This window comes from Maritimibacter fusiformis, assembly GCF_008086115.1.
GTDB lineage: Bacteria > Pseudomonadota > Alphaproteobacteria > Rhodobacterales > Rhodobacteraceae > Muriiphilus > Muriiphilus fusiformis.
Map to the genome: position 1 here is coordinate 370,814 of NZ_VSIY01000015.1, position 22,401 is coordinate 393,214.

A 22,401-nucleotide genomic window follows, 5' to 3' on the forward strand; every position below is an offset into this window, starting at 1 on the left:
GCATGACCAGGATTTTCGACATTCCGCTCTATCCTTACGAACGCCATCCCGACCAGGACGCGATCCAGATCGTGCGTCATCCGGTCGTGGTTGTCGGCGCCGGGCCGGTCGGGCTGGTCGTGGCCATCGACCTGGCCCAGCAGGACGTGCCGGTGGTGGTGCTGGACGACAACGAGAAGGTCTCGGCCGGGTCGCGCGCGGTCAGCTATGCCAAGCGCCCGCTCGAGATTCTCGACCGGCTCGGTTGTGCCGGGCCGGTGCTTGACCGGGGCGTGGCCTGGAGCATCAGCAAGCTTTTCGTCGGTGACCAGCTGATCCATGAGTTCGACCTGCTGCCCGAGGACGGCCACGCCCATCCGGCCTTCGTGAACCTGCAGCAATACGCGCTGGAGGAGGCCCTGGTCGCCCGGCTGCGCGCGCTGCAGGCCGAGGGCAGGAAGATCGACCTGCGCGGCGGCAACAAGGTCTCGGCCATCGCCAGCCACGAGGATCACGTGACGCTCGAGATCGACACGCCCGAGGCGTCCTACAACATCGAGGCCGACTGGCTGGTCGCCTGCGACGGGGCCGGGTCTCCGATCCGCCGGATGATGGGGATCGAGTTTGCCGGTGTCGATTTCGAGGATCATTTCCTGGTTGTCGACGTGAAGGCCAAGACCGGATTTCCCGCCGAGCGCCGGTTCTGGTTCGACCCGCCGTTCAACCCGGGCCAGTCGGCGCTGTTGCACAAGCAACCTGACGACCTGTGGCGGATCGAGTTCCAGATCGGCCACGACATCGACCGCGAGGCCGAGCTTGCGCCCGAGGCCATCGACCGGCGTCTGCGTGCGATGCTGGGCAAGGAAATGACCTACGAACTGGAATCGGCGTCGGTCTATACCTTCCAGAGCCGCCGGATGGAGCAGTTTCACAAGAACCGCGTGGTGTTCGCCGGTGACGCTGCCCACCAGGTGCCGCCGTTCGGCGCGCGCGGGGCGAACGCGGGGCTGCAGGATGCCGACAACCTCGGCTGGAAACTGGCGCTGGTGGCCAAGGGTCAGGCTCCGGCGGCGTTGCTCGACAGCTATGACGTCGAGCGCATCATGGGGGCCGAGGAGAACATGCGGCACTCGACCCGCGCGACCGAATTCGTCACGCCGAAGTCCGAGGCGTCGCGGCTGTTTCGCGATGCCGTGCTGGATCTGGCGGAACGGCACGAGTTTGCCCGCCCGCTGGTGAATTCCGGCCGGCTGTCGCAGCCGGCGATCTATGACGGTTCGCCGATCAACACCCCCGACGCACTGGAAAGCGCACCGGCGCGCAGCCGTCCGGGCGCGCCCTGCCCGGATGCGCCGATCGGTGACGGTTTCCTTCTGTCGCGGCTGGGTGGCGGCTTCGTGCTTCTGGCCATCGACACCGAGGCCCCCGAAACCTTCGAGGATGGCGGGATCGTGGCGACGCGGCTGGCGGTTTCGGCCCGCGACGATCCCAGTGGGGCGCTTGCCGCGCGCTACCTGGGGGATGAGCCGTCGGCGGTCTACCTGATCCGCCCCGACCAGCACGTGGCGGCGCGGTTCGCGGATTTCGACGAGGATCAGATCCGCTTTGCCCTGCGCCGGGCCACCGGAAAGGAATGAGGACATGGCCAAACTGACCCTGACCCCGAATATCGAAGACGGCGACGATTTCCTGGCCGAGCTGTTGGCGGTGCACGATGGGCTGACAAAACCGGACAGCGACGCGCTGAACGCCCGGCTGATCCTGACGCTGGCCAACCACATCGGTGACCGCGACGTGCTGGCCGAGGCGCTGCGGGTCGCCGCCCGCCCGCGCTAGACCGGGCCGGTTCCGTCCGAGAACCGAAGCGCCGTTTCCCCCGGCGCGAACATGAAGCGTTGGTTGAGCGTCTCGCAAGACACGCGCACCAGAGACCATGACAGGGTGACCTGCCAGGTCTGGTGCTGGATCGGGCGCGGCTGGGCGAAGGCGCCGCAGCACAGCACCGCGACATTCGCCGCCGGTTCCGGGTGGCGCACCGAAGCATAGCGGATCGCCTCTCCGTCCACGGCGCGCATCGCGTCCGAGAGGGCCAGGCACTCCGCGTAGTCCTCGGGGTCGGTCCAGTTCCCCGCCCCGGCAAGCTCCGGTGCGGTCAGGTCCAGCGCGCGGTCGGTGCGGATATCGGCCATCACCGCCGTGTGCTCGATCGGGCGGCGCGGCAGGGGTGTGCCCTCGGAAGCCCGATAGAACGCCAGCGTCTTCCACACGGTTTCACTGATCGCGGTCAGCGGCTCCTCGGCCCCGTACCAGACCCCCGGCGTGCGTCCCGCCCGGCGAAAGCGCGAGGATTTGGGGTAGCGGCCATAGCGGAACGGCGACCAGAACTGAAAATCGAGATGCCGGCAATCCTCGGGCACCGGCGGCTTGCTGTCTTCCAGCAAAGCCTCCAGCGTGTCGTGCTCGGCGAAGGTGTCGACCAGCCGGACGGTCGAGGATCGTGACTGCCCTTCGATCACCCGCCAGACATTGCGCCGATAAGGCTGGAAATGCGCCTCAGGTCGGAGCACGGGCGGCATCGAGGTAGTTCATCACGTCGACCAGCCCGGCGGGCGTGCGCATCAGGTCCTTCGGCACGCCGTGCAGGTCGGCATTGGCGGCCTTGATCCAGCCCCGCACCGTCGCCGCCTCGCCCCCCGCCACCGCGTCGAGCGAGCGGAAAACACGGATCAGGTAAAGCGCCAGGTCCAGCGGCTTGCCCGCAAGGTCATGGCCGCCGCCGTTCATCCGCGACACGGTCGATTCACTGACCCCGAGGATGCCCGCAAGCTCGCGCTGCGAAAGGCCAAGCTCACGCGCGGCGTTGACGACCGCCTTGGCCACGACCCGGCCGGGTGCGTGGCTGGTGTCTTGTATCTCGATATGAGCATTCTGCGGCATTTTTCTTTCTCCTGAAAGCAACATAGGATTACTTCCCACAGAAGTAAAGAGACACGAAAAACCCCGCCCGAAGGCGGGGTTTCGTTAGGTTCGCTCCTGTCGCACTCAGCCGGGATCGGCGGTGGTGCGCAGGTAGGGGAAGACTTCTTTCACCGCGCCGAACTTGGCCTTGGCATGTTCGGTCGACAGGCTGGTCGCCACGATCACGTCCTCGCCCGGCACCCAGTTGGCCGGCGTCGCGATCGGTGCGCCATCGGTCTTCATCACGCCGTCCAGCGCGCGCAGCACCTCGGCGAAGTTGCGGCCGACCGACATCGGATAGGTCATCGACAGGCGCAGCTTCTTGTCCGGGCCGAAGATGAACACGACCCGCACGCTGGCGGAATCAGCCGCCGTGCGTCCGTCGGGCAGATAGGCCTCGGCCGGCAGCATGTCGAGCGCCTTGGACACCGCCAGATCGTCGTCGGCGATGATCGGGAAGTTGGCCTTCGCGCCTGCGAACTTCTCGATGTCCTTCTTCCATTCCACATGCTCTTCGGCGGTGTCGACCGACAGGCCGATCACTTTGACGCCGCGCTTCTCCCACTCGTCGGCGAGTTGTGCGACGGCGCCGAATTCGGTGGTGCAGACCGGGGTGAAATCCTTGGGGTGGGAGAACAGGATGGTGTAGCTGTCCCCGATGAAGTCATGAAAATCAATCTCGCCCTGATCGGTCTTGGCGTGGAAATTGGGCACGGTTTCGTTGATGCGAAGTCCCATAACGGCCTCCTGTTTGTGCGTTGCATTCCCAATCTAGATACGCTCCAATCTGTCGATTTCCAGCCCTCTGCGACAGAATAACCTCCCCGATCCGGCCATTGCACAGGTCAACTGTCCCGCCTTGTTCTTCCCGGTGTGCAATGACAGATTGGCGCCAAATTCGAACAGGAGTGTGACATGATCGAAAAACGCGACTTCTATATAGACGGCGCCTGGGTGGCCCCGTCAGTGCCGAACGACCACAAGGTGATCGACCCCTCGACCGAAGAGCCGGGGGCAATCATTTCTCTGGGCAGCCAGGCCGATGTCGACGCCGCCGTTGCCGCCGCGCGCGCCGCGTTCCCGGCGTGGATGGCGACCCCGCCCGCCGAGCGCATCGCGCTGGTCGAAAAACTGCTCGAGGTCTACCTGGCACGCTCCGAGGAGCTGGCACAGGCGATGACCCTCACGATGGGCGCCCCGATCGAGTGGAGCCGCACCCAACAGGTCGGTGCCGGCACCTTCCACATCCAGAACTTCATCAAGGCGGCCAAGGAATTTCAGTTCATCCGTCCGCTGGGCGATCATGCGCCGAACGACCGGATCGTGTATGAGCCGGTCGGCGTCACTGCGCTGATCACGCCGTGGAACTGGCCGATGAACCAGATCACGCTGAAGGTCGTGGCCGCCGCCATTGCCGGGTGCACGATGGTTCTGAAGCCGTCCGAGGAAAGCCCGATCGACGCGATGCTCTTTGCCGAGTTCATGGATGAGGCAGGGTTTCCCAAAGGCGTCTTCAACCTGGTGAACGGCGACGGGCCGGGGGTCGGCACGGCGCTGTCGGGGCACAAGGATGTGGACATGGTCAGCTTCACCGGCTCGACCCGTGCCGGCATCGCGATCTCGAAGAACGCCGCCGACACGCTCAAGCGGGTGCATCTGGAGTTGGGCGGCAAAGGGGCGAACATCATCTTTGCCGATGCCGATGACAAGGCCGTCAAACGCGGCGTCACCCACATGATGAACAACACCGGCCAGTCGTGCAACGCGCCGTCGCGGATGCTGGTGCAGCGCGACATCTACGACGCCGCCGTCGAAACCGCCGCCCAGGTCGCGGATTCCATCGCCGTTGGCAACGCCCACGAAGAGGGCCGCCATATCGGCCCGGTGGTGAACGAGGCGCAGTGGAACAAGATCCAGGGCCTGATCCAGAAGGGCATTGACGAGGGTGCGCGGCTGGTGGCCGGGGGTCTGGGGCGGCCCGATGGCCTGAACCGAGGCTACTTCGTCAAGCCCACGGTATTTGCCGACGTGACCAACGACATGACCATCGCGCGCGAGGAGATCTTCGGCCCGGTCCTGTCGATCATCCCGTTCGACACCGAGGAAGAGGCGGTCACGATTGCCAATGACACGGTCTATGGCCTGACCAACTATGTCCAGACCCAGGACGGCACCAAGGCCAACCGCGTGGCGCTGCAACTGCGTTCGGGCATGGTCGAGATGAACGGCAAGTCGCGCAGCGCGGGCGCACCCTTCGGCGGCATGAAGCAGTCGGGCAATGGCCGCGAGGCCGGGGTCTGGGGCATCGAGGATTTCCTCGAGGTCAAGGCCATCGGCGGCTGGGCCAGCGAGGCCTGAGCAATTGCGCTGGCGGTGTCAACGCCGCCAGCGCGCTCAGAACGGCACCTTGGCGCGGAAGGTGAACCACTCGCCGCCAAGCGGGTGGCGCAGTTTCAGGCTTTCCGCATGCAGCATCATGCGCGGAAAGTTCCGCGCGTCACCCTCGGCATAGAACGGATCGCCCAGGATCGGGTGGCCGATTTCCTTCATGTGCACGCGAAGCTGGTGGCTGCGTCCGGTATGCGGAAACAGCCGCACCCGGGTCGTGTCGCCTTCGTGCTTCATCACCCGCCAGTCGGTCAGCGCGGGCTTGCCGGTCTCATGGTTAACATGCTGCAGCGGCCGGTTCGGCCAATCCACGATCAAGGGCAGATCGACGCTGCCGGTCTTGTCCGCGATCCGTCCGCAAACCCTTGCGACATAAGCCTTTTTCAGCCGCCGTTTCTCGAATTGCTGGCCAAGGTGGCGCTGGGCCAGCCGGGACCGCGCGAACGTCATCACCCCGGATGTATCGCGGTCAAGCCGATGCACGAGCAGCGCTTCGGGATAGTCCGCCTGCACCCGCGTGATGAGGCAATCGGCCAGATGCTCGCCCTTCCCCGGCACACTGAGCAGCCCCGCCGGCTTGTTCACGATCAACAGCGCATCGTCGTCGTGGATGATCTCCAGCGGGCCTTGGGGCGGGGCATAGTCGTTCGTCATGCGGCAAAAACGCGGGCCAGGATGCGCGCCAGCCGATCCGCGTCTTCCTCGGTGAAGGCATCCGCCTGGTCGCTGTCGATGTCGAACACCCCGATCAATTCGCCGAACTTGTCCCACACCGGCAGGACCAGTTCCGACCGGGTCGAACTGGCGCAGGCGATGTGGCCGGGAAAGGCGTTCACATCCGGCACCAACTGCACCTCGCCGGTGCGCGCCGCAGCGCCGCAGACGCCGCGCGAAAACGGAATATCGAGGCAGCCATGCCCGCCCTGATACGGCCCGATCTTGAGGTGCTCCGGCCCGGTCACGCGATAGAACCCCGTCCAGTCGAAGCGGTCATCGAAATGATGCACCTCGCAGGCCACCGTCGCCATCAGCGCGATCACATCCGTTTCGCCGGCACAGATCGCGGCGATCCTGTCTTCCAGCTCGGTGTAGTCCATCAGGCCCGCTCGATCGCGATCGCCGTGCCCTCGCCGCCCCCGATGCAGATCGCCGCGACGCCGCATTTCAGCCCGCGTTTTTCCAGTGCATTGAGCAGCGTGACCATGATCCGCGTGCCGGATGCCCCGATCGGGTGCCCTAGCGCGCAGGCGCCGCCGTTCACGTTCACGATGTCATGCGGCAAGCCCATTTCACGCATGAACGCCATCGGCACCACGGCGAAGGCTTCGTTGACCTCCCACAGGTCCACATCGCCCACCGACCAGCCGATCTTGTCCAGAAGTTTCTGCGCCGCCGGGATCGGTGCGGTCGGAAACAGCCCCGGCGCCTGCGCGTGGCTGGCATGGCCAAGGATGCGCGCGCGCACCTTCAGCCCCTCCCGCTCCGCCGCGTCGCCCGAGGCGAGCACCAGCGCCGCCGCCCCGTCCGAGATCGACGAGGAATTGGCGGGCGTCACCGTGCCGTCCTTGCGAAACGCCGGCTTGAGATGCGGGATCTTCTCGGGCCGGGCCTTGGCGGGCTGTTCGTCGGCGGAAACCACCGCCTCGCCCGCCCGCGTCCTGACCGTCACCGGCACGATCTCGCCGTCGAACCCGCCCGATTTCTGCGCTTCCAGCGCGCGGGTGAGCGAGGCGATGGCGTATTCGTCCTGCGCCTCCCGGGTGAACTGAAAGGCCTCGGCGCAATCCTCGGCAAAGGTGCCCATCAGGCGGCCCTTGTCATAGGCATCCTCGAGCCCGTCAAAGAACATGTGGTCCAGCACTTCGCTGTGTCCCAGCCGCGCTCCGCCGCGCATTTTCGGCAGCAGGTAGGGCGCGTTGCTCATGCTCTCCATCCCGCCCGCGATCATCACCGAGCGGTCGCCCAGCGCGATCTGGTCGTGCGCGATCATCGCCGCCTTCATGCCGGAGCCGCACATCTTGTTCAGCGTGGTCGCCGGCACCTCTTCGCCAAGCCCGCCGGCGAATGCGGCCTGCCTGGCGGGGGCCTGGCCCTGGCCCGCGGGCAGGACGTTGCCCATCAAGACCTCGTCAACCGTCCCGTTTCCGGCCTCCGCCAGTGCCGCCCGGATCGCCACGCCGCCAAGCTCGGCGGCGGTGACTGTGCTGAAATCGCCCTGGAACCCGCCCATCGGCGTGCGCGCGGCACCGGCTATGACAACGTCTTTCATGTCGATTCTCTCCCGTCTCGGTGCCCCTCGCTTACCGAATGGTAAGGATCGGGGTCTAGCCTAGTTCGAAACGACGTTGCGACGAAGGAGCATGCAATGGAACTTTCGCGCCAGGATATCGGCAATGTCCGGCTGATCTCGGTCGCCGAGGGGCGAATCGATGCTTCGGTCGCGATCCGGTTCAAGGACAGGATGCGCGAGGTGACGGAGGATGCGCCGGAACGAATCATCCTGGACCTGTCCAAGGTCGGGTTTCTCGACAGCTCCGGGCTGGGCGCCCTGGTCGCGGTGATGAAAATGGCGGCGCCGGATCGGCGGGTCGAGCTTGCGGGGCTGACGAAGATGGTCGCCAAGGTCTTCCGGCTGACCCGGATGGACACGGTATTCGTGATTCATGTGTCTGCCGACGCCGCCCTGAACGGTCACGCCGATGCAGGCTAGGGCATACGCGTTCATGGGCAACGCCCGCGATCAGCACCAGCGCGACGGCGCCCGCACAGGCCCGGGGCTGAACCTGGTGTTTCCCGGCGACCCCGAGTCGGTCCGCCGTGCGCTGCGCCGCGCCCGGGTGGTGTTTCGCGCCATGTCGATCCCCGAGGAGCACAGCGGCATCGCGGAAATCGTGCTGGCCGAAGTGCTCAACAACATCGTCGAACACGCCTACCAGAATCATGGGCGCGGCGTGATCGAGCTTGCGGTGCGCCCGGTGCCCGATGGGTTGGCGTTCACCATCCGCGACGACGGATTGCCGATGCCGGATGGCGGGCCGCCCACCGGACATCCCCCCGACCTGATGGTGCCGTTCGAGGGCTTGCCGGAGGGCGGTTTCGGCTGGCTGATGATCCATGAGTTGACCCGCGGCCTGAGCTATCGCCGGATCGGCAACCGCAACGAGTTGAAATTCAGGCTCGACATCACAGGGGCGGTTGATGGGGCGGACTGATCGCCATCGGGTCGCTGTCCGGGTGAATTGCCCCGGAATTGCCCGATTGCCGCTGCGCCACGGCCAGAATGCCACGGCACATTGAGGGAGTAGCTGCATAGGCTTCCCTCGGTGCCGCGCGTAACAGCCCCCACCCAGTGCGTGGCACCGAGGTCTACACGCAGGTTGCGGCAACGACGACTTGGGCACGCTCAGGTTGGCGGCGCCTGACATTGACGCGGCGCGAATCGTCGGCCGCGCAATGCGCATGGGTGCTTTCAGGTCAGATTTGGCGGCGGGGTCAGTTCAGCTGAAAGTCGAGCGGATAGTGACCGTCCTCGAAATCGCCGAACAATTCGGGCACGTCGGGATGCGTCACCGGCTCGCCGGAATAATCCGCGATCAGATTCTGTTCCGACACGTAGGCCACGTAATAGCTCTGATCGTTTTCGGCGAGCAGGTGATAGAACGGCTGATCCTTCGATGGCCGGCTGTCCTCGGGGATCGCCTCGTACCATTCCTCGGAGTTGTTGAACATCGCGTCGACGTCGAACACCACGCCGCGGAACGGGTGCTTGCGATGGCGCACGATCTGGCCAAGGTGATATTTTGCTCGAGTCTTCAGCATGTCGTAACAGTCCCCGTGCAAGTATTAGTGCCTCTGACCGGTAAGAGTCCACAAACCGCGGTGCGTTTTTCGGGAAACAGACTGTGAACCGTCCGCCGATGGCCCCCATACCCGCCGAGGGGGCGTGCGCCCGTCCCCGATGACAGCGCCGCGGGAGCCGACGCCCGCCTGTCCGGCCCGTCCTGCGAATCACGCCGCTTCCGATTACCCGTCCAAATCACCTCGCCGGATTTCCTGCCACCCCCATTCCCACGCCGTGCCAATTCGGTTATCATGTTCGAAAAATGAAAACAAAAAGATGCGAGGGGCAGATGAGCAGACATCTTCGCACGCTGATCTTGTTGGTGCTTCTGGGCTCTTGCGCCGGTAGCGACTTCACGCCGCCGAGGAACCTCGACGACGCTTGCGCCATCGTGCGCGAGCGCCCGAAATACCTGAAGGCGATGAAACGGACCGAGGACCGCTGGGGCGTCGCGGTGCCGGTCCAGATGGCGATCATCTACCAGGAGTCGAAGTTCGACGGCGATATTCGCACGCCGGTGCAATACGTGCTGGGGGTGATTCCGATGGGCCGGCAAAGCTCCGCCTACGGTTATGCGCAGGCGCTGGACGGAACCTGGGCGGAATACCAGCGCGACCGCGGCGGGCGAGGTGCGAAACGTCACGACATCGACGACGCGACCGATTTCATGGGCTGGTACATGACCCACACGCTCAATGAGACCGGCATCGACCTGAACGACGCGCGCGGCCAGTACCTGGCCTATCACGAGGGCCGCGCCGGCTACCTGCGCGGGTCGCACAACAAGAAGGCCTGGCTGTTGCGCATCGCCGACAGTGTTGCCGCGCGGGCGGTGGTCTATGACACCCAGCTTCGGCTCTGCGGCAAACGCTAGATCTGTCGCCCCTGCATCAGGCGCGGCAGGTCGCCTGTCAGCCCTGCGGCCTCGCGCATCAGAAAGCGTTTCAGCCCGGGCAGGGCGTTGATCACGCCCAGCCCGACACCGCGCCCAACGCGGACCAGCGGATTGTCATTTGAAAACACCGTGTTCGCCGTTTCGGTCGCGGCGACCATCGTGGCCACGTCGAACCGCCGCCAACGCTGATAGCGCTCAAGCACGTCGATCCTACCGAAATCCTCGCCGCGCCGCCGCGCGAGTGTCAGCACCTCGGCCAGAGCGCCTACATCCTTTAGTCCCGCGTTCAGCCCTTGTCCCGCGATCGGATGCACCCCGTGCGCGGCATCGCCCACCAGCGCCAGCCGGTCGGATACATAGGCTTCGGCCAGCGTCAGGTTCAGCGGGTATGTGAAACGCTTGCCCGCCAGCTTGATCTCGCCCAGGAAATCACCGAACCGCGGGCGCAGATGCTCCATGTAGGCGGCATCGTCCAGCGCATGCACCCGGGCGGCTTCGGCGGTGGTTTCGGTCCAGACGATCGAACACATATCGCCCGGCAGCGGCAGGATCGCCAGCGGGCCGGGGGGTAGGAAAAGCTGATGCGCGATGCCGCCGTGGGGCTTTTCGTGTTCCAGCGCGCAGACCAGCCCCGACTGGCCGTAGTCGTGCCCGGTGCGCCTGATCCCGGCACGCGCGGCGGTGCCCGACCGCCGCCCGTCGCAACCCACCACCATCCGCCCGGACAACTCCCGGCCCGACGCCAGGGAGATTGTCACATCGGCTGGTCCGACCGCCTGCGCCACCACAGTTTCGCCGCCGATCAACGTCACCTTGGGATGCGCCTTGATGGCGTCGGTCAGGGCGCGCGACAGGAACCGGTCTTCGAGGATGTAGCCGGCCGGCCCCTCGTCGATTCCGCCACGCTCGAACTCGACCACGAAGGGGCCGGCGCCGGTGCCGGGCTTGCCGTCCGAGACCCGCACCTCGCTCAGCGGCTGGGCGTGGTCCTTGACGCTGTCCCAGACCCCGATGGCCGTAAGCAGGCGCTGCGAGGCCAATGTGAGCGCATAGGCGCGTCCATCGAACCCCTCTTCGCCGCGCGCACCGGGCGGTTGCGCGTCGATCACGATCACGTCAAAGCCGGTGTCGGCCAGCGCCAGGGCCAGCGCCGGGCCGTTGAGGCCGCCGCCCACGATCAGGATATCGGTGTCGCAACTCATGGCTCATCTTTGGCGCGGGAAATCGGGATTGTCCATGCGTGGCCACCCCGCTACCGTCGCCCGGATGACGGGAGGCGGCAATGGCGGACGACTGGCGTTGGCAAACTGCGGCGGAGCTTGGGCGGGGTATCGAGGCGGGCCGGATCGACCCGGTCGACCTGGCCGGAACGCTGTTCGACGCCATCAAGGCGCATCCGCATGGCGACCGCATCTATGCCCGTTTGACCGAAGACCGCGCGATGGCCGAGGCGAAGGCGTCTTCGCGGCGCGCGAAACTGGGCCAGCGCCTTGGGCCGCTCGACGGGGTGCCGATCAGTTGGAAAGACCTGTTCGATACCGCCGGCACGGCGACCGAGGCAGGATCGGCCCTGTTGCGTGATCGGGTGCCGGATATGGATGCCGAGGTGGTGCAAATGGCCTCTGCCGAAGGGCTGGTGGGGCTGGGCAAGACCCATATGTCGGAACTGGCCTTTTCGGGTCTTGGCCTCAACCCCATCACCGCCACGCCGCCTTGCGTGAACGATGAGGGCGCGGTGTCGGGCGGATCGTCCTCGGGGGCCGCGGCCTCGGTGGCGTTCGGCCTGGCGCCTGCCGCGATCGGGTCGGACACCGGCGGATCGGTGCGCATTCCGGCGGCCTGGAACGATCTGGTCGGGCTCAAGACCACCTGGGGGCGGCTTTCGGCGCGCGGGACGGTGCCGCTTGCGGCGCGGTTCGATACCACCGGGCCGCTGTGCCGCAGCGTCGAGGACGCGGCGCTGTTGCTGGCGGCGCTGGAGGGGCGAAAGCGCACGACCGATCTGACCGGTGCCAGCCTGCGCGGCGTGCGTCTTCTGGTGCTGGAAAACGGCCTGACCGAGGCCCGCGACGAACCGCGCGCGGGCTTTGACCTTGCGCTGGGCCGCCTGATGGGTGCAGGGGTCGAGGTATCGCGGGCTGCGTTCGATATCGTCGACGAGGCGCTGGGCATGTCGGCCATCCTGTTCACCACCGAAGCCTATGCCATTTGGCGCGACGCCATCGAGGCCGACCCGGACGCGATGTATCCGCAGATCCGCGACCGTTTCCGCACCGGCGGCCAGTTCAGCGGGGCCGACTACGTGGCCGCATGGAAGCGTCTGGATGTGGTCCGGGCAGAGTTTCACCGTCTGACCGCCGGGGTCGATGCGGTGGTGCTGCCGACCGCCGCCAACATGCCGCCCAACCTCGAACGCCTGATGACGGACCAGGAATATTACGTCACCGAGAACCTGCTGACGCTGTCCAACACCCGTATCGGCAACCTGATGGGATCGGCGGCGCTGACGCTTCCGACCGGCATGCCCTCGACCGGGATCATGTTTCTCGGCGCGCCCATGAGCGACGAGCGACTGTTGCGCCTCGGTGCCGCCGCCGAGCGGGCCTTGGCCTAAAAGCCACAGGCGCAAACGGCAAACTCCGGGATTCGCGGCGTTTTTCTGGACCGGGCCGGTGGAACCGGCTATTCTGGAAAAAAATCGGGGCGCAAATGACCCCGCGCACGAGGCAGTAGCAGTATACCATGACGTTCCCCGAGCGGTTTTCCGGCTTGCCAGAATACGCGTTCCCGCGCCTGAGGCGGTTGCTCGACGGTCACGCGCCGGGCGGTGACGTCGTGCACATGACCATCGGTGAGCCGAAACATGCCTTTCCCGATTTCGTCGGCGACGTGCTGGCCGAGAACATCGCCGGATTCGGGCAATACCCGCCCAACGACGGCACACCCGAATTGTGCGCGGCGATCTCGAATTGGGTGATGCGCCGCTATGGCGTGGCGCTCGACCCTGGCACGCAGGTCATGGCGCTCAATGGCACCCGCGAGGGGCTGTTCAACGCCGCCGTCGCGCTGTGCCCGGAAACGGTGAATGGAAAACGCCCGGCGATCCTGATCCCCAACCCGTTCTACCAGGTCTATGCGGTTGCCGCTGCTGCGGTCGGGGCCGATCCGGTGTTCGTGCCCGCGACCGAGGAAACCGGGTATCTGCCGGACTATTCCGCCCTGCCCAGGGACATCCTGAACCGCACCGCGATAGCCTATCTGTGCTCGCCCTCGAACCCACAGGGCGCGGTGGCGGATCGCGATTACTGGGCCGGGCTGATCGCGCTGGCCGAAAAGCACGATTTCCAGATATTCGCGGACGAATGCTATTCCGAGGTCTACCGCGACACGCCACCGCCCGGCGCGCTCGAGGTGGCGCATGAGGGCGGGGCCGATCCCGACCGGGTGGTGATCTTTCATTCGCTGTCCAAGCGGTCGAACCTGCCCGGCCTGCGGTCGGGCTTTGTCGCCGGTGGGGCCGACAGCATCGCGCGCATCAAGCAGTTGCGCGCCTTTGCCGGTGCGCCGCTGCCGCTGCCACTGCAACGGGTGGCCGAAAAGGTCTGGGCGGACGAGGCGCACGTGGCGGCTTCGCGCGCGCTCTACCAGGAGAAATATGCGCTCGCCGATGCGATCCTGGGCGATGTCCCGGGCTACCGGGGGCCGGAGGCCGGGTTTTTCCTTTGGCTGCCGGTCGAGGACGGCGAGGCGGCGGCGCTGAAGCTGTGGACCGAAACCGGCGTGCGGGTTCTGCCCGGCGCCTACCTGTCGCGCGAGGTTGACGGGGTCAATCCGGGCAAGGGCCATATCAGGGTTGCCCTGGTGACGGACAAGAACGAGATGCAGCAGGCGCTGAAGGCGCTGAAACGCTGCCTGTACGACTAAGGACGAGGTGAGGCATGGCTTATCAGACACGGGACCGCGATCCGATTTTCGACACCAGCACCCGCGAGATGATCGAGCGGCGCGGCAAGGAACTCGCCGGCCTCGGGCTTCTGGCGCTGGCCACCCTCGTGGTCCTGATCATCGGCTCCTATTCGCCGGATGATCCGGGCTGGATGTCGGTGACCGAGGGGCCGGCCACTAACCTTCTCGGCGGGGTCGGGGCGGCGATTGCCTCGCCGCTGGCGATCATCATCGGCAAGGGCACATGGGCGCTGGTGGTGATCCTGATGGCCTGGGGTCTGCGGTTCCTGATGCACATGCAGACCGAGCAGCTTCTGAGCCGCCTGATCTTTGCCCCCATCGTGATGGCGATGGCCTCGGTCTATGCCTCGACGCTGGTGCCGGGTCCGGCCTGGACGCATACTTTCGGGCTGGGCGGGCTGTTTGGCGATACCGTTCTGGGCGCCGTCCTGGGCGTGTTGCCGTTCGACACCGGCTTCGGCCTCAAGTTCCTGTCGGCGGCGGCGGGCCTCGGCCTGTTGCTGCTGGGGGCTTTCGTGATCGGCGTCACCTTTTCCGAAGTGCTGCGGCTGGGCAAGTTCCTGGCCATCGGCGCGGTCGGGTCGGTGGTGATGGTCTATGCCGGTGTGCTCAAGCTGGTCGGGCTGGGCGCGCGAGGCGCCGCCCAGGGTGCGGTGGCCGGTGCGTCGCGCGGCGCACAGGCGCTGCGCAGCCGCCGCGAACAGCGGCGCGAGGCGCGGGCCTATGCCGAGGCGCACTATGACGACGACCCCGACACCGATTTCGCGCCGCCACCCCCCCTGCAATCGCGCCGCGTGCTGCGGGCCGAGCCGCCGATGGATCGCGCCCATGCCGCTCCGGCGCAGCCGGCCGAGGCGCCGCGCCAGGGGCTTTTGTCGCGCATGTCCGGTCTGAAACGCCGCCCGCCCGAGCCGGTGCCGGAACCTGAACTGGTCGATCCGGGCGTGTTCCAGGGCGAGATACCGGATGGGCTGGGGTCATCCGACCGGATCAGCGCCAAGATCGCCAACGCCCTGCGCTCACGCAGCGGACAGCCCGGCCCGGCGCCGCAGCACGCGCCCGAAACCGAGCCTTTGTCGCCGATGGCCGCCGCGATCGCCAATGCCAAGGCCAGGGTGCGCGCCCGCGAAGGCGCTGGACCCGACACCACGCTGCGCGCCGAGCCGCCGGTGGTGCGCGGCAAGGGGCCGACACCGATGATTCTTGACACCACACCGCGCGCCACCGCACCGAGCGCGCGCGCCGAAGCGCCGTTCATCGAGGCCGAGGACGATCTGGTCGACGCGGATGCGCCGCATTACACCCTGCCGTCCCCGCCGCCGCGCCAGGCGGAACCGGAGCTTCCGGCCAGGTTCACCCTGCCGGTCCCCGAGTCGAAAAAGGTGGTGCAGCACCCGCCGGTCAAGCCGGTGCGGCCGTCGACCAAGGCCCAGGCCGAGGCGCAGCCGTCGCTGCGTTTCGAGGACAATGCCGAGGACTACGAGCTTCCGCCCCTGAGCCTTCTGACCAACCCGGTGCATATCGAACGCCACCACCTTTCGGACGAGGCGCTCGAGGAAAACGCGCGGATGCTGGAAAGCGTGCTGGACGATTACGGCGTCAAGGGCGAGATCGTTTCGGTCCGCCCCGGCCCCGTGGTCACGATGTATGAACTGGAACCGGCGCCGGGCCTCAAGGCCAGCCGGGTGATCGGGCTGGCCGACGATATCGCGCGTTCCATGTCGGCCCTTTCGGCGCGGGTTTCGACCGTGCCGGGGCGCAGTGTGATCGGAATCGAACTGCCCAACGCGCACCGCGAAAAGGTGGTGCTGCGCGAGATCCTGTCCAGCCGCGATTTCGGCGATTCGAACATGAAACTGCCGCTGGCGCTGGGCAAGGATATCGGCGGCGATCCGATTGTCGCGAACCTGTCGAAGATGCCCCACCTTCTGATCGCGGGCACCACCGGGTCGGGCAAGTCGGTGGCGATCAACACGATGATCCTGTCGCTGCTCTATCGCCTCACCCCCGAGGAATGCCGGCTGATCATGATCGACCCCAAGATGCTGGAACTCAGCGTCTATGACGGCATTCCGCATCTGCTTTCGCCCGTCGTGACCGACCCGAAAAAGGCGGTTGTCGCGCTCAAGTGGGTGGTGGGCGAGATGGAGGAACGCTACCGGAAGATGTCCAAGATGGGCGTGCGCAACATCGAGGGCTATAACGGCCGGGTGAAGGACGCGCTCGACAAGGGCGAGATGTTCTCGCGCACCGTGCAGACAGGGTTCGACGAGGAAACCGGCGATCCGATCTTCGAGACCGAGGAAATCCAGCCGGTCAAGCTGCCCTATATCGTGGTGATCGTCGACGAGATGGCCGACCTGATGATGGTCGCGGGCAAGGAGATCGAGGCGTGCATCCAGCGCCTGGCGCAGATGGCGCGGGCCTCGGGCATTCACCTGATCATGGCCACGCAGCGCCCCTCGGTCGATGTCATCACCGGCACGATCAAGGCCAACTTCCCGACCCGGATCAGCTTTCAGGTCACGTCGAAGATCGACAGCCGCACCATTCTGGGCGAGCAGGGGGCCGAGCAGCTTCTGGGCATGGGCGACATGCTCTACATGGCCGGCGGCGCGCGCATCACCCGTGTGCATGGCCCCTTCGTGTCCGACGAGGAAGTCGAGGAAATCGTCACCCATCTGAAAAGCTACGGCCCGCCCGACTATATCGGCGGCGTGGTCGAGGGGCCGGATGACGACAAGGCCGACAACATCGACGCGGTTCTGGGCCTGAACACCGGCGGCAACACCACCGGCGAGGATGCGCTTTACGATCAGGCGGTGGCGATCGTCATCAAGGACCGCAAGTGCTCGACCTCTTATATCCAGCGCAAGCTGGGCATCGGCTACAACAAGGCCGCGCGGCTGGTCGAGCAGATGGAGGACGAAAGCCTGGTGTCGTCCGCCAACCATGTCGGCAAACGTGAAATCCTCGTGCCAGAGCAATAGACGGGCGCAACAGGCGGGCGTGATATCGCCTATCACCGGGATTTGTGCGGTTATGGGGCGCAGCGGGATGGATTTCGCCGCGCCCCTTACTAGGTTGTTGCCATGAAAATGTTTCGCCCCCTTCTCGCGTCCGCGCTGCTGGCGCTGAGCGCGCTGCCCGCGATGGCCGACAAGCTGTCGCTGAACGATATCTCGCGTTATCTGAACGGCATGACGACGCTTCAGGCCGAGATCACGCAGATCAATGCCGATCAGACGATCTCGACCGGCCGGATCATGATCCACCGCCCCGGGCGGGCCCGGTTCGAATACGATCCGCCGAACGAGGCGCTGGTGATCGCGGGCGGGCAGAAGCTGGCGGTGTTCGACGGCAAGTCCAACACCGGGCCCGAGGAATACCCGCTGGACCGCACGCCCCTGAACCTGATCCTTGCCAGGAACGTCGATCTGTCGCGCGCCAACATGGTGGTCGGGCACGACTACGACGGCACCGCCACGATCATCACCGCGCAAGACCCGGAGCACCCGGAATACGGCAACATCCGTCTGATGTTCACCGCCGATCCGGTCGAGCTTCGGCAGTGGGTCATCACCGACGACACCGGGTCGGAAACGACGGTGATCCTTGGCGAAACCACCGAAGACGTGCGCTTCAACACGGCGATGTTCTCGATCGTCGCCGAGGTCGAAAAGCGCAATCGCTAGTCTTCGACCTTGCGCGCCTCGTCGATCAGCATGACCGGGATGCCGTCGCGGATCGGGAAGGCCAGGTTGGCGGCCTTCGAGACCAGTTCCTGACGCGCCGCGTCATAGCTCAGGCGGGTCTGGGTCATCGGGCAGACCAGGGCTTCCAGCATCTTGCGGTCGAATGCGGTGGGTTCGGTCATTGCAGCTTGTCCTCGGTTCCGGCGCGTTTCGAGGCCAGCTCGAACTGCATCAAGGTCACCAGCGTTTCACGCCGCGTGGTCAGTGACGGCGCCTCCAGCAGGGCCTGTTTGTCCTCGGGCGAGAACGGGCAGAGCATGCTGAGCGAGTTGATCAGCAACTCGTCGTCGGCATCCTTGAGGCTGTCCCAGTCGGTGCGCAACTCGGTCAGGTCGAAATAGCGCGCCAACAGGTCAAGAAACTCCTCGCGCCGAAAGCCACGGTCATGCTCGGCATTGCCAAGGTCGCGCTCGAACCCGTCCCATGAGACATTGGCGCGCAAATAGGGTGTGAAGCCCTCGATCATGCCGGTGATCCGAAACCGGCTGACACCGGTCAGGGTGATCATGTAGCGATGATCCGAGGTTTCGGTGAACGTGGTCACCCGCCCGGCCGAGCCGATGGTGTGCAGTCGTTCGCCGCTGTCGTCCATCGGCTGCACCATGCCGATCAGGCGACCGGGCGTTTTCAGCACGTCCTCGATCATCGCGAGGTAGCGCGGTTCAAACACGTGCAGCGGCAACCGGCCGCGCGGCAACAGCAGCGCGCCCGGAAGCGGGAAGATCGGCAGGGTCTCGGGCAGGTCGGCGCGTGGGATCATGTTCCCCCCGGTCCGGCTCGGTGCCGGTCAGACGAAAATCATCGACGACAGTTTGCGCCGGCCGCTGGTGACGATCGGGTCATTCTGCGGCAGCGCGTCGAAGATGGTGAAAAGCTGGGTCTTGGCGGCGCCGTCATTCCATTCGCGGTCGCGGCGGAACAACTCCAACAGGGCGTCGACCGCGCCCTGGACATCGCCCGAGGCATGCAGCGCCTTGGCCAGGTCGAACCGCGCCTGATGGTCGTCGGGATTGGCCTCGACCGCGGCCTGCAGGTCGGCAACCGGTCCGGCTTCGGCGGCCTGCCGGGCCAGAGCGATCTGGGCGTGAACCGCCTCGATCTCGGCGGCGCGGGAAATCTCGGCCGGGGCGCCGTTCAGCACCGCCTCGGCGTCATCGACCTTGTCCTGAGCCAGCTTGACCCGGGCCAGCCCGGCAAAGGCCGCCGCGGATTTCGGGTCTTCCTCGAGGATCGCGGCAAAGGTCTGCGCCGCATCGTCGAGCGCGCCGGCCTCCAGCATTTCCTCGGCCGCCGCGATGGCGTCCGCCAGCCCGCCGTCACCGCCAAGGGCGGCGATCTTTTCGACGAACTCCTTGACCTGGCTGGGCGGCAACGCGCCCTGAAAACCGTCGGCGGGTTGGCCATCGTGGAAGGCATAGACCGTCGGGATCGACTGGATGCGCAGTTGCGCCGCAATCTGCTGGTTTTCGTCGACGTTGACCTTGACCATCTTGACCTTGCCGCCGAGGGCGTTCACCGCCTCTTCCAGCGCCGGGCCAAGCTGTTTGCAGGGCCCGCACCACGGCGCCCAGAAATCGACGATGACCGGCACCTCCTTGGAGGCCTCGATCACGTCATCCATGAACGTGGCTTCCGAGATGTCCTTGACGTGGGCGCCGGCGTTCGTGGCGGCACCGTTGGTTTGTCCCAATTCGAGCATGGTCGGCTCCTTCAAATTCCGTTGCCGCCAATATGGGCGCGCAACGCGGCCAGTCCAACCCCGGGCTTGGACGCCGCGTCGCTTTGTCTGGCCCGTGCGCCGCGCGAAACGCGATCAGCGGGCATAGGGATCGGCAAGGGCGGGCCGCACCGTGCCGCTGCAAGTGCCGAACCCGATCACGTATCCGTCGCCCTTGGCCTGCCCTTCAAGGGTGACGCCATCGCCATCCTCGAGAAACGCACGGGTGTCGCCGCCATCGAGCCGGATCGGGGCCTGCCCGCCCTGCGAAAGCTCCAGAAGCGAGCCGAAGGTGCCGGGCTCAGGGCCGGAAACGGTGCCCGACCCAAGCAGATCGCCCACGTTCATCGGACAGCCCGAAGAGCTGTGATGCGCAAGCTGTTGCGCGGCGGAGTAATACATCTGGCCGTAGTTGGTCCGCGCAATCACGCAAGACGGCCCGCCTTCGGGAGTGAGCGAAACCGTCAGGTCGATATCATAAAGCATCGGCCCCGGCTCATTGAGATAGGGCAGCAGCGGCACCTCGCGTTCCGGTGTGTCCAAGCGGAACGGCGCAAGCGCCGCTGCCGTGACGATCCACGGGCCGACGGTGGTGGCGGCGGCTTTCGACTGGAACGGGCCGAGCGGCTGATACTCCCATGTCTGAATATCGCGCGCCGACCAGTCGTTCAGCAGCACATAGCCGAAGATCATCGCGTCGGCCTCGGCAACGCTTACCGGGCCGGACGAGGGCTGCCCCACGACCGCGCCCAACTCAAGCTCGAAGTCGAAGCGCTGGCAGGGCGCAAAATCCGGCTGATCGGCACCCGCCGGCTTGATCTGCCCCCAGGGCCGGCGCACCGGTGTGCCCGAGACCACCACCGACGAGGCCCGGCCGTTGTAGCCTATGGGCATGTGCAGCCAGTTCGGCGGCAGCGCGTTTTCCGGCCCGCGAAACATCTGCCCGACGTTGAAGGCATGGTGCCGCCCGGCATAGAAATCGGTGAACTCCGCCACCCGGAACGGCATGTGCAGGTCCGCCTCGTGCAGGCGCACCGAATAAGTGGTGCAGATGTCGCGTGTCGCCTCGTCGGCGGCCTCGCCCAGCATCGCCTGCAACCGGGCGCGAAAGGCGGCCCAGGCCTCCGGCCCTAGCGCCATGAAGTCGTTCCAGTCGGGCGCGTCCAGCACCGTCGCCTCGGGGTCGGCGCGCAGAGCCCCGGCCTCTTCCAGCCCGGTCACGTCCAGAATCCGATCACCAATCGCCACCCCGCAGCGCAGATCGCCCTCGCCGACCGAAAACACCCCGCAGGGCAGGTTGTTCAGCGGAAACGGCGTCGTGGCGCTGTTGGCGCTGTCGATCCATGACTTCAGCAAGGGCATGGCAAACTCCGGGCGGGAACCGAGGGCGGCACGGTCACTTCACCCCCGGCGTGCCGTCGAATTTCTTTTCCAGCCCGTTCCAGCACTCGGCATAGTCGTCCTGCAACGGCGCCTCGCGCGCGGCGAACTCGGTCAGGTGCTGTGGAAAGCGGGTCTCGAACATGAAGCTCATGGTGTTGTCGAGCTTCTCCGGTTTCAGCATCGCATTCGACGCACCTTCGAAGGCATCGCGGTCCGGCCCGTGCGGCAGCATCATGTTGTGCAGGCTGATCCCGCCGGGCGCGAAGCCCTGCGGCTTGGCGTCATACTGGCCGTAGATATTGCCCATCAGCTCGGACATGATGTTCTTGTGATACCACGGCGGGCGAAAACTGTGCTCGGCCACCATCCAGCGTTCGCGAAACAGCACGAAGTCGATATTGGCGGTGCCTTCCTGCCCCGAGGGCGCGGTGAGCACGGTGAAGATCGACGGATCGGGGTGATCGAACAGGATCGCGCCGACCGGGGAATAGGTGGTCAGGTCGTATTTCACAGGCGCGTAATTGCCATGCCAGGCCACAACGTCCAGCGGGCTGTGCCCGATCTCGGTCCGGTGGAACTGTCCGCACCATTTCACGATGACGCTCGACGGCGTCTCGCGGTCCTCGAAGGCGGCGACCGGGGTCTTGAAATCGCGCGGATTGGCCATGCAGTTGGCGCCGATCGGCCCGCGCCCCGGCAGATCGAAGGTCTGCCCGTAATTCTCGCAGACGAAACCACGCGCCGGGCCGGATGTGACCTCGACCCGATAGACCAGGCCGCGCGGCAGGATGGCGATCTCCCTTGGCGCCAGGTCGATGGTGCCAAGCTCGGTGTGAAACCGAAGCGCGCCCTCCTGCGGCACCACCAGCAGCTCGCTGTCGGCGGAATAGAAATACTCGGCCTGCATCGAGGCGGTGGCGAGGTAGACATGCGCCGCCATGCCGACCTGCGTGTTCACGTCCCCCGCCGTGGTCATCGTCCGCATCCCGGTCACGAAGGTCAGCGGCGCATCGGAATGCGGCACCGGGTCCCAGCGGTACTGGCCCAGCGAGATCACGTCGTCGCGCACATGCGGCGCGCTCTTCCAATAGGGCATGTCGATCCGTTCGAACCGCCCGACATGCTTGACGGACGGGCGGATGCGATAGCACCAGGTGCGTTCGTTCTGGCCGCGCGGCGCGGTAAAGGCGGTGCCCGAAAGCTGCTCGGCATACAGCCCGTAGGCGCATTTCTGCGGGCTGTTCTGCCCCTGCGGCAGGGCGCCGGGCAGGGCCTCGGTCTCGAAGTCGTTGCCGAAACCGGGCATGTAGCCCGGTTCGGTTCCCATGCTGTCGCGCGCGCGGGTAATGTCGCGGGTCATGGCGGATCTCCCGGGTGGCGGATGCTGTGTCATCCTGACGCAGCGGCAGCGTATCGGCGCGTTTGATTCGAAGTCAAGCCGGGCCGGCCGGAGCGGCAAAAACTATGAACAAATTGAAAAGTTAAGCCGGGCTTTACCGCTCTGCGCTACACATGATCC

General features: G+C 65.9%; 23 protein-coding genes. 10 read left to right on the forward strand and 13 right to left on the reverse strand.

Features of this window, described 5'->3' with window-relative positions:
• Nucleotides 1-2: 2 nt before the first annotated feature.
• Nucleotides 3-1,616, forward strand: coding sequence for an FAD-dependent oxidoreductase (locus FVF75_RS16565; protein WP_148379893.1), 1,614 nt, complete (start codon nt 3-5; stop codon nt 1,614-1,616).
• Between the two features lie 4 nt (nt 1,617-1,620).
• A complete protein-coding gene (locus FVF75_RS16570) occupies nt 1,621-1,815 on the forward strand; it encodes a DUF2783 domain-containing protein (protein ID WP_148379894.1) in 195 nt (64 codons plus the stop codon).
• Here the strand turns inward: FVF75_RS16570 and FVF75_RS16575 are convergent.
• The 3 genes from FVF75_RS16575 to FVF75_RS16585 all read right to left on the reverse strand — a co-directional run bounded on the left by FVF75_RS16575 (nt 1,812) and on the right by FVF75_RS16585 (nt 3,675).
• On the reverse strand, nt 1,812-2,546 hold the full coding sequence (locus tag FVF75_RS16575) for an RES family NAD+ phosphorylase (RefSeq protein WP_187393104.1): 735 nt from the start codon (nt 2,544-2,546) through the stop codon (nt 1,812-1,814). The two genes, FVF75_RS16570 and FVF75_RS16575, sit on opposite strands and share 4 nt — an antisense overlap.
• On the reverse strand, nt 2,533-2,916 hold the full coding sequence (locus FVF75_RS16580; RefSeq protein ID WP_148379896.1) for an MbcA/ParS/Xre antitoxin family protein: 384 nt from the start codon (nt 2,914-2,916) through the stop codon (nt 2,533-2,535). The genes FVF75_RS16575 and FVF75_RS16580 overlap by 14 nt, the downstream gene beginning before the upstream one ends.
• A 105-nt stretch (nt 2,917-3,021) precedes the next feature.
• Nucleotides 3,022-3,675, reverse strand: coding sequence for a peroxiredoxin (locus FVF75_RS16585; RefSeq protein WP_148379897.1), 654 nt, complete (start codon nt 3,673-3,675; stop codon nt 3,022-3,024).
• Between the two features lie 177 nt (nt 3,676-3,852).
• On the opposite strand from FVF75_RS16585, the gene FVF75_RS16590 reads away from it, so the two are divergent.
• Nucleotides 3,853-5,295, forward strand: coding sequence for an aldehyde dehydrogenase family protein (locus tag FVF75_RS16590; RefSeq protein ID WP_148379898.1), 1,443 nt, complete (start codon nt 3,853-3,855; stop codon nt 5,293-5,295).
• A gap of 36 nt (nt 5,296-5,331) precedes the next feature.
• On the opposite strand, the gene FVF75_RS16595 is transcribed toward FVF75_RS16590, so the two are convergent.
• The 3 genes from FVF75_RS16595 to FVF75_RS16605 are packed head-to-tail and all read right to left on the reverse strand — an operon-like array spanning nt 5,332 to nt 7,594.
• Nucleotides 5,332-5,979, reverse strand: coding sequence for an RluA family pseudouridine synthase (locus FVF75_RS16595; RefSeq protein WP_148379899.1), 648 nt, complete (start codon nt 5,977-5,979; stop codon nt 5,332-5,334).
• Entirely contained in the window at nt 5,976-6,422 is a 447-nt protein-coding gene (locus tag FVF75_RS16600; protein WP_148379900.1) for a GAF domain-containing protein, read from the reverse strand. Before FVF75_RS16600 ends, FVF75_RS16595 begins: the two co-directional genes overlap by 4 nt.
• Nucleotides 6,422-7,594, reverse strand: a complete 1,173-nt coding sequence (locus FVF75_RS16605; protein ID WP_148379901.1) for a thiolase family protein — start codon at nt 7,592-7,594, stop codon at nt 6,422-6,424. The genes FVF75_RS16600 and FVF75_RS16605 overlap by 1 nt, the downstream gene beginning before the upstream one ends.
• Before the next feature lie 96 nt (nt 7,595-7,690).
• Between FVF75_RS16605 and FVF75_RS16610 the strand changes: the two genes are divergently transcribed.
• Together FVF75_RS16610 and FVF75_RS16615 are read left to right on the forward strand one after the other, a co-directional pair.
• Entirely contained in the window at nt 7,691-8,035 is a 345-nt protein-coding gene (locus tag FVF75_RS16610; RefSeq protein WP_148379902.1) for an STAS domain-containing protein, read from the forward strand.
• The gene (locus tag FVF75_RS16615) at nt 8,025-8,537 is read left to right on the forward strand and encodes an ATP-binding protein (protein ID WP_148379903.1); all 513 of its coding nucleotides are present in this window, start codon (nt 8,025-8,027) and stop codon (nt 8,535-8,537) included. The genes FVF75_RS16610 and FVF75_RS16615 overlap by 11 nt, the downstream gene beginning before the upstream one ends.
• Nucleotides 8,538-8,817: 280 nt before the next feature.
• Here the strand turns inward: FVF75_RS16615 and hspQ are convergent, their stop codons facing one another.
• Nucleotides 8,818-9,144: a heat shock protein HspQ gene (gene hspQ / locus FVF75_RS16620; RefSeq protein WP_148379904.1), complete on the reverse strand. Its 327-nt coding sequence runs from the start codon at nt 9,142-9,144 to the stop codon at nt 8,818-8,820.
• Between the two features lie 311 nt (nt 9,145-9,455).
• On the opposite strand from hspQ, the gene FVF75_RS16625 reads away from it, so the two are divergent.
• Nucleotides 9,456-10,040: a transglycosylase SLT domain-containing protein gene (locus FVF75_RS16625; RefSeq protein ID WP_148379905.1), complete on the forward strand. Its 585-nt coding sequence runs from the start codon at nt 9,456-9,458 to the stop codon at nt 10,038-10,040.
• Here the strand turns inward: FVF75_RS16625 and FVF75_RS16630 are convergent.
• Nucleotides 10,037-11,263 (reverse strand): UbiH/UbiF/VisC/COQ6 family ubiquinone biosynthesis hydroxylase, encoded by a 1,227-nt coding sequence (locus FVF75_RS16630; protein WP_148379906.1) that lies wholly within the window; start codon nt 11,261-11,263, stop codon nt 10,037-10,039. The two genes, FVF75_RS16625 and FVF75_RS16630, sit on opposite strands and share 4 nt — an antisense overlap.
• Before the next feature lie 80 nt (nt 11,264-11,343).
• Between FVF75_RS16630 and FVF75_RS16635 the strand changes: the two genes are divergently transcribed.
• The 4 genes from FVF75_RS16635 to FVF75_RS16650 all read left to right on the forward strand — a co-directional run bounded on the left by FVF75_RS16635 (nt 11,344) and on the right by FVF75_RS16650 (nt 17,722).
• Nucleotides 11,344-12,675, forward strand: coding sequence for an amidase (locus FVF75_RS16635; protein ID WP_148379907.1), 1,332 nt, complete (start codon nt 11,344-11,346; stop codon nt 12,673-12,675).
• A 128-nt stretch (nt 12,676-12,803) separates the two neighbouring features.
• Nucleotides 12,804-13,985: an aminotransferase class I/II-fold pyridoxal phosphate-dependent enzyme gene (locus FVF75_RS16640; RefSeq protein ID WP_148379908.1), complete on the forward strand. Its 1,182-nt coding sequence runs from the start codon at nt 12,804-12,806 to the stop codon at nt 13,983-13,985.
• Nucleotides 13,986-13,999: 14 nt separating this feature from the next.
• Nucleotides 14,000-17,017: a DNA translocase FtsK gene (locus FVF75_RS16645; RefSeq protein ID WP_148379909.1), complete on the forward strand. Its 3,018-nt coding sequence runs from the start codon at nt 14,000-14,002 to the stop codon at nt 17,015-17,017.
• Nucleotides 17,018-17,119: 102 nt separating this feature from the next.
• A complete protein-coding gene (locus FVF75_RS16650) occupies nt 17,120-17,722 on the forward strand; it encodes a LolA family protein (RefSeq protein WP_166128520.1) in 603 nt (200 codons plus the stop codon).
• Here the strand turns inward: FVF75_RS16650 and FVF75_RS16655 are convergent.
• The 5 genes from FVF75_RS16655 to hmgA all read right to left on the reverse strand — a co-directional run bounded on the left by FVF75_RS16655 (nt 17,719) and on the right by hmgA (nt 22,242).
• Nucleotides 17,719-17,904 (reverse strand): Trm112 family protein, encoded by a 186-nt coding sequence (locus FVF75_RS16655; RefSeq protein WP_148379911.1) that lies wholly within the window; start codon nt 17,902-17,904, stop codon nt 17,719-17,721. The genes FVF75_RS16650 and FVF75_RS16655 overlap by 4 nt on opposite strands.
• Nucleotides 17,901-18,542: an LON peptidase substrate-binding domain-containing protein gene (locus FVF75_RS16660; RefSeq protein ID WP_148379912.1), complete on the reverse strand. Its 642-nt coding sequence runs from the start codon at nt 18,540-18,542 to the stop codon at nt 17,901-17,903. Before FVF75_RS16660 ends, FVF75_RS16655 begins: the two co-directional genes overlap by 4 nt.
• Before the next feature lie 27 nt (nt 18,543-18,569).
• Complete coding sequence (gene trxA, locus FVF75_RS16665) at nt 18,570-19,481, reverse strand: thioredoxin (protein ID WP_148379913.1); 912 nt, start codon at nt 19,479-19,481, stop codon at nt 18,570-18,572.
• A 114-nt stretch (nt 19,482-19,595) separates the two neighbouring features.
• Entirely contained in the window at nt 19,596-20,861 is a 1,266-nt protein-coding gene (gene fahA, locus FVF75_RS16670) for a fumarylacetoacetase (protein WP_148379914.1), read from the reverse strand.
• A gap of 34 nt (nt 20,862-20,895) precedes the next feature.
• On the reverse strand, nt 20,896-22,242 hold the full coding sequence (gene hmgA, locus FVF75_RS16675) for a homogentisate 1,2-dioxygenase (RefSeq protein WP_246138119.1): 1,347 nt from the start codon (nt 22,240-22,242) through the stop codon (nt 20,896-20,898).
• Nucleotides 22,243-22,401: the final 159 nt, after the last annotated feature.

Bases quoted from the DNA above. Each gene is read 5' to 3' on its own strand.
- FVF75_RS16595 (WP_148379899.1), bottom strand. From the start codon at position 5,979: ATGACGAACGACTATGCCCCGCCCCAAGGCCCGCTGGAGATCATCCAC.
- FVF75_RS16655 (WP_148379911.1), bottom strand. From the start codon at position 17,904: ATGACCGAACCCACCGCATTCGACCGCAAGATGCTGGAAGCCCTGGTC.
- FVF75_RS16600 (WP_148379900.1), bottom strand. From the start codon at position 6,422: ATGGACTACACCGAGCTGGAAGACAGGATCGCCGCGATCTGTGCCGGC.
- FVF75_RS16565 (WP_148379893.1), top strand. From the start codon at position 3: ATGACCAGGATTTTCGACATTCCGCTCTATCCTTACGAACGCCATCCC.
- hmgA (WP_246138119.1), bottom strand. From the start codon at position 22,242: ATGACCCGCGACATTACCCGCGCGCGCGACAGCATGGGAACCGAACCG.
- fahA (WP_148379914.1), bottom strand. From the start codon at position 20,861: ATGCCCTTGCTGAAGTCATGGATCGACAGCGCCAACAGCGCCACGACG.
- FVF75_RS16590 (WP_148379898.1), top strand. From the start codon at position 3,853: ATGATCGAAAAACGCGACTTCTATATAGACGGCGCCTGGGTGGCCCCG.
- FVF75_RS16650 (WP_166128520.1), top strand. From the start codon at position 17,120: ATGAAAATGTTTCGCCCCCTTCTCGCGTCCGCGCTGCTGGCGCTGAGC.
- trxA (WP_148379913.1), bottom strand. From the start codon at position 19,481: ATGCTCGAATTGGGACAAACCAACGGTGCCGCCACGAACGCCGGCGCC.
- FVF75_RS16605 (WP_148379901.1), bottom strand. From the start codon at position 7,594: ATGAAAGACGTTGTCATAGCCGGTGCCGCGCGCACGCCGATGGGCGGG.
- FVF75_RS16610 (WP_148379902.1), top strand. From the start codon at position 7,691: ATGGAACTTTCGCGCCAGGATATCGGCAATGTCCGGCTGATCTCGGTC.
- FVF75_RS16570 (WP_148379894.1), top strand. From the start codon at position 1,621: ATGGCCAAACTGACCCTGACCCCGAATATCGAAGACGGCGACGATTTC.
- FVF75_RS16580 (WP_148379896.1), bottom strand. From the start codon at position 2,916: ATGCCGCAGAATGCTCATATCGAGATACAAGACACCAGCCACGCACCC.
- FVF75_RS16615 (WP_148379903.1), top strand. From the start codon at position 8,025: ATGCAGGCTAGGGCATACGCGTTCATGGGCAACGCCCGCGATCAGCAC.
- FVF75_RS16625 (WP_148379905.1), top strand. From the start codon at position 9,456: ATGAGCAGACATCTTCGCACGCTGATCTTGTTGGTGCTTCTGGGCTCT.
- FVF75_RS16640 (WP_148379908.1), top strand. From the start codon at position 12,804: ATGACGTTCCCCGAGCGGTTTTCCGGCTTGCCAGAATACGCGTTCCCG.
- FVF75_RS16635 (WP_148379907.1), top strand. From the start codon at position 11,344: ATGGCGGACGACTGGCGTTGGCAAACTGCGGCGGAGCTTGGGCGGGGT.
- FVF75_RS16630 (WP_148379906.1), bottom strand. From the start codon at position 11,263: ATGAGTTGCGACACCGATATCCTGATCGTGGGCGGCGGCCTCAACGGC.
- FVF75_RS16660 (WP_148379912.1), bottom strand. From the start codon at position 18,542: ATGATCCCACGCGCCGACCTGCCCGAGACCCTGCCGATCTTCCCGCTT.
- hspQ (WP_148379904.1), bottom strand. From the start codon at position 9,144: ATGCTGAAGACTCGAGCAAAATATCACCTTGGCCAGATCGTGCGCCAT.
- FVF75_RS16585 (WP_148379897.1), bottom strand. From the start codon at position 3,675: ATGGGACTTCGCATCAACGAAACCGTGCCCAATTTCCACGCCAAGACC.
- FVF75_RS16645 (WP_148379909.1), top strand. From the start codon at position 14,000: ATGGCTTATCAGACACGGGACCGCGATCCGATTTTCGACACCAGCACC.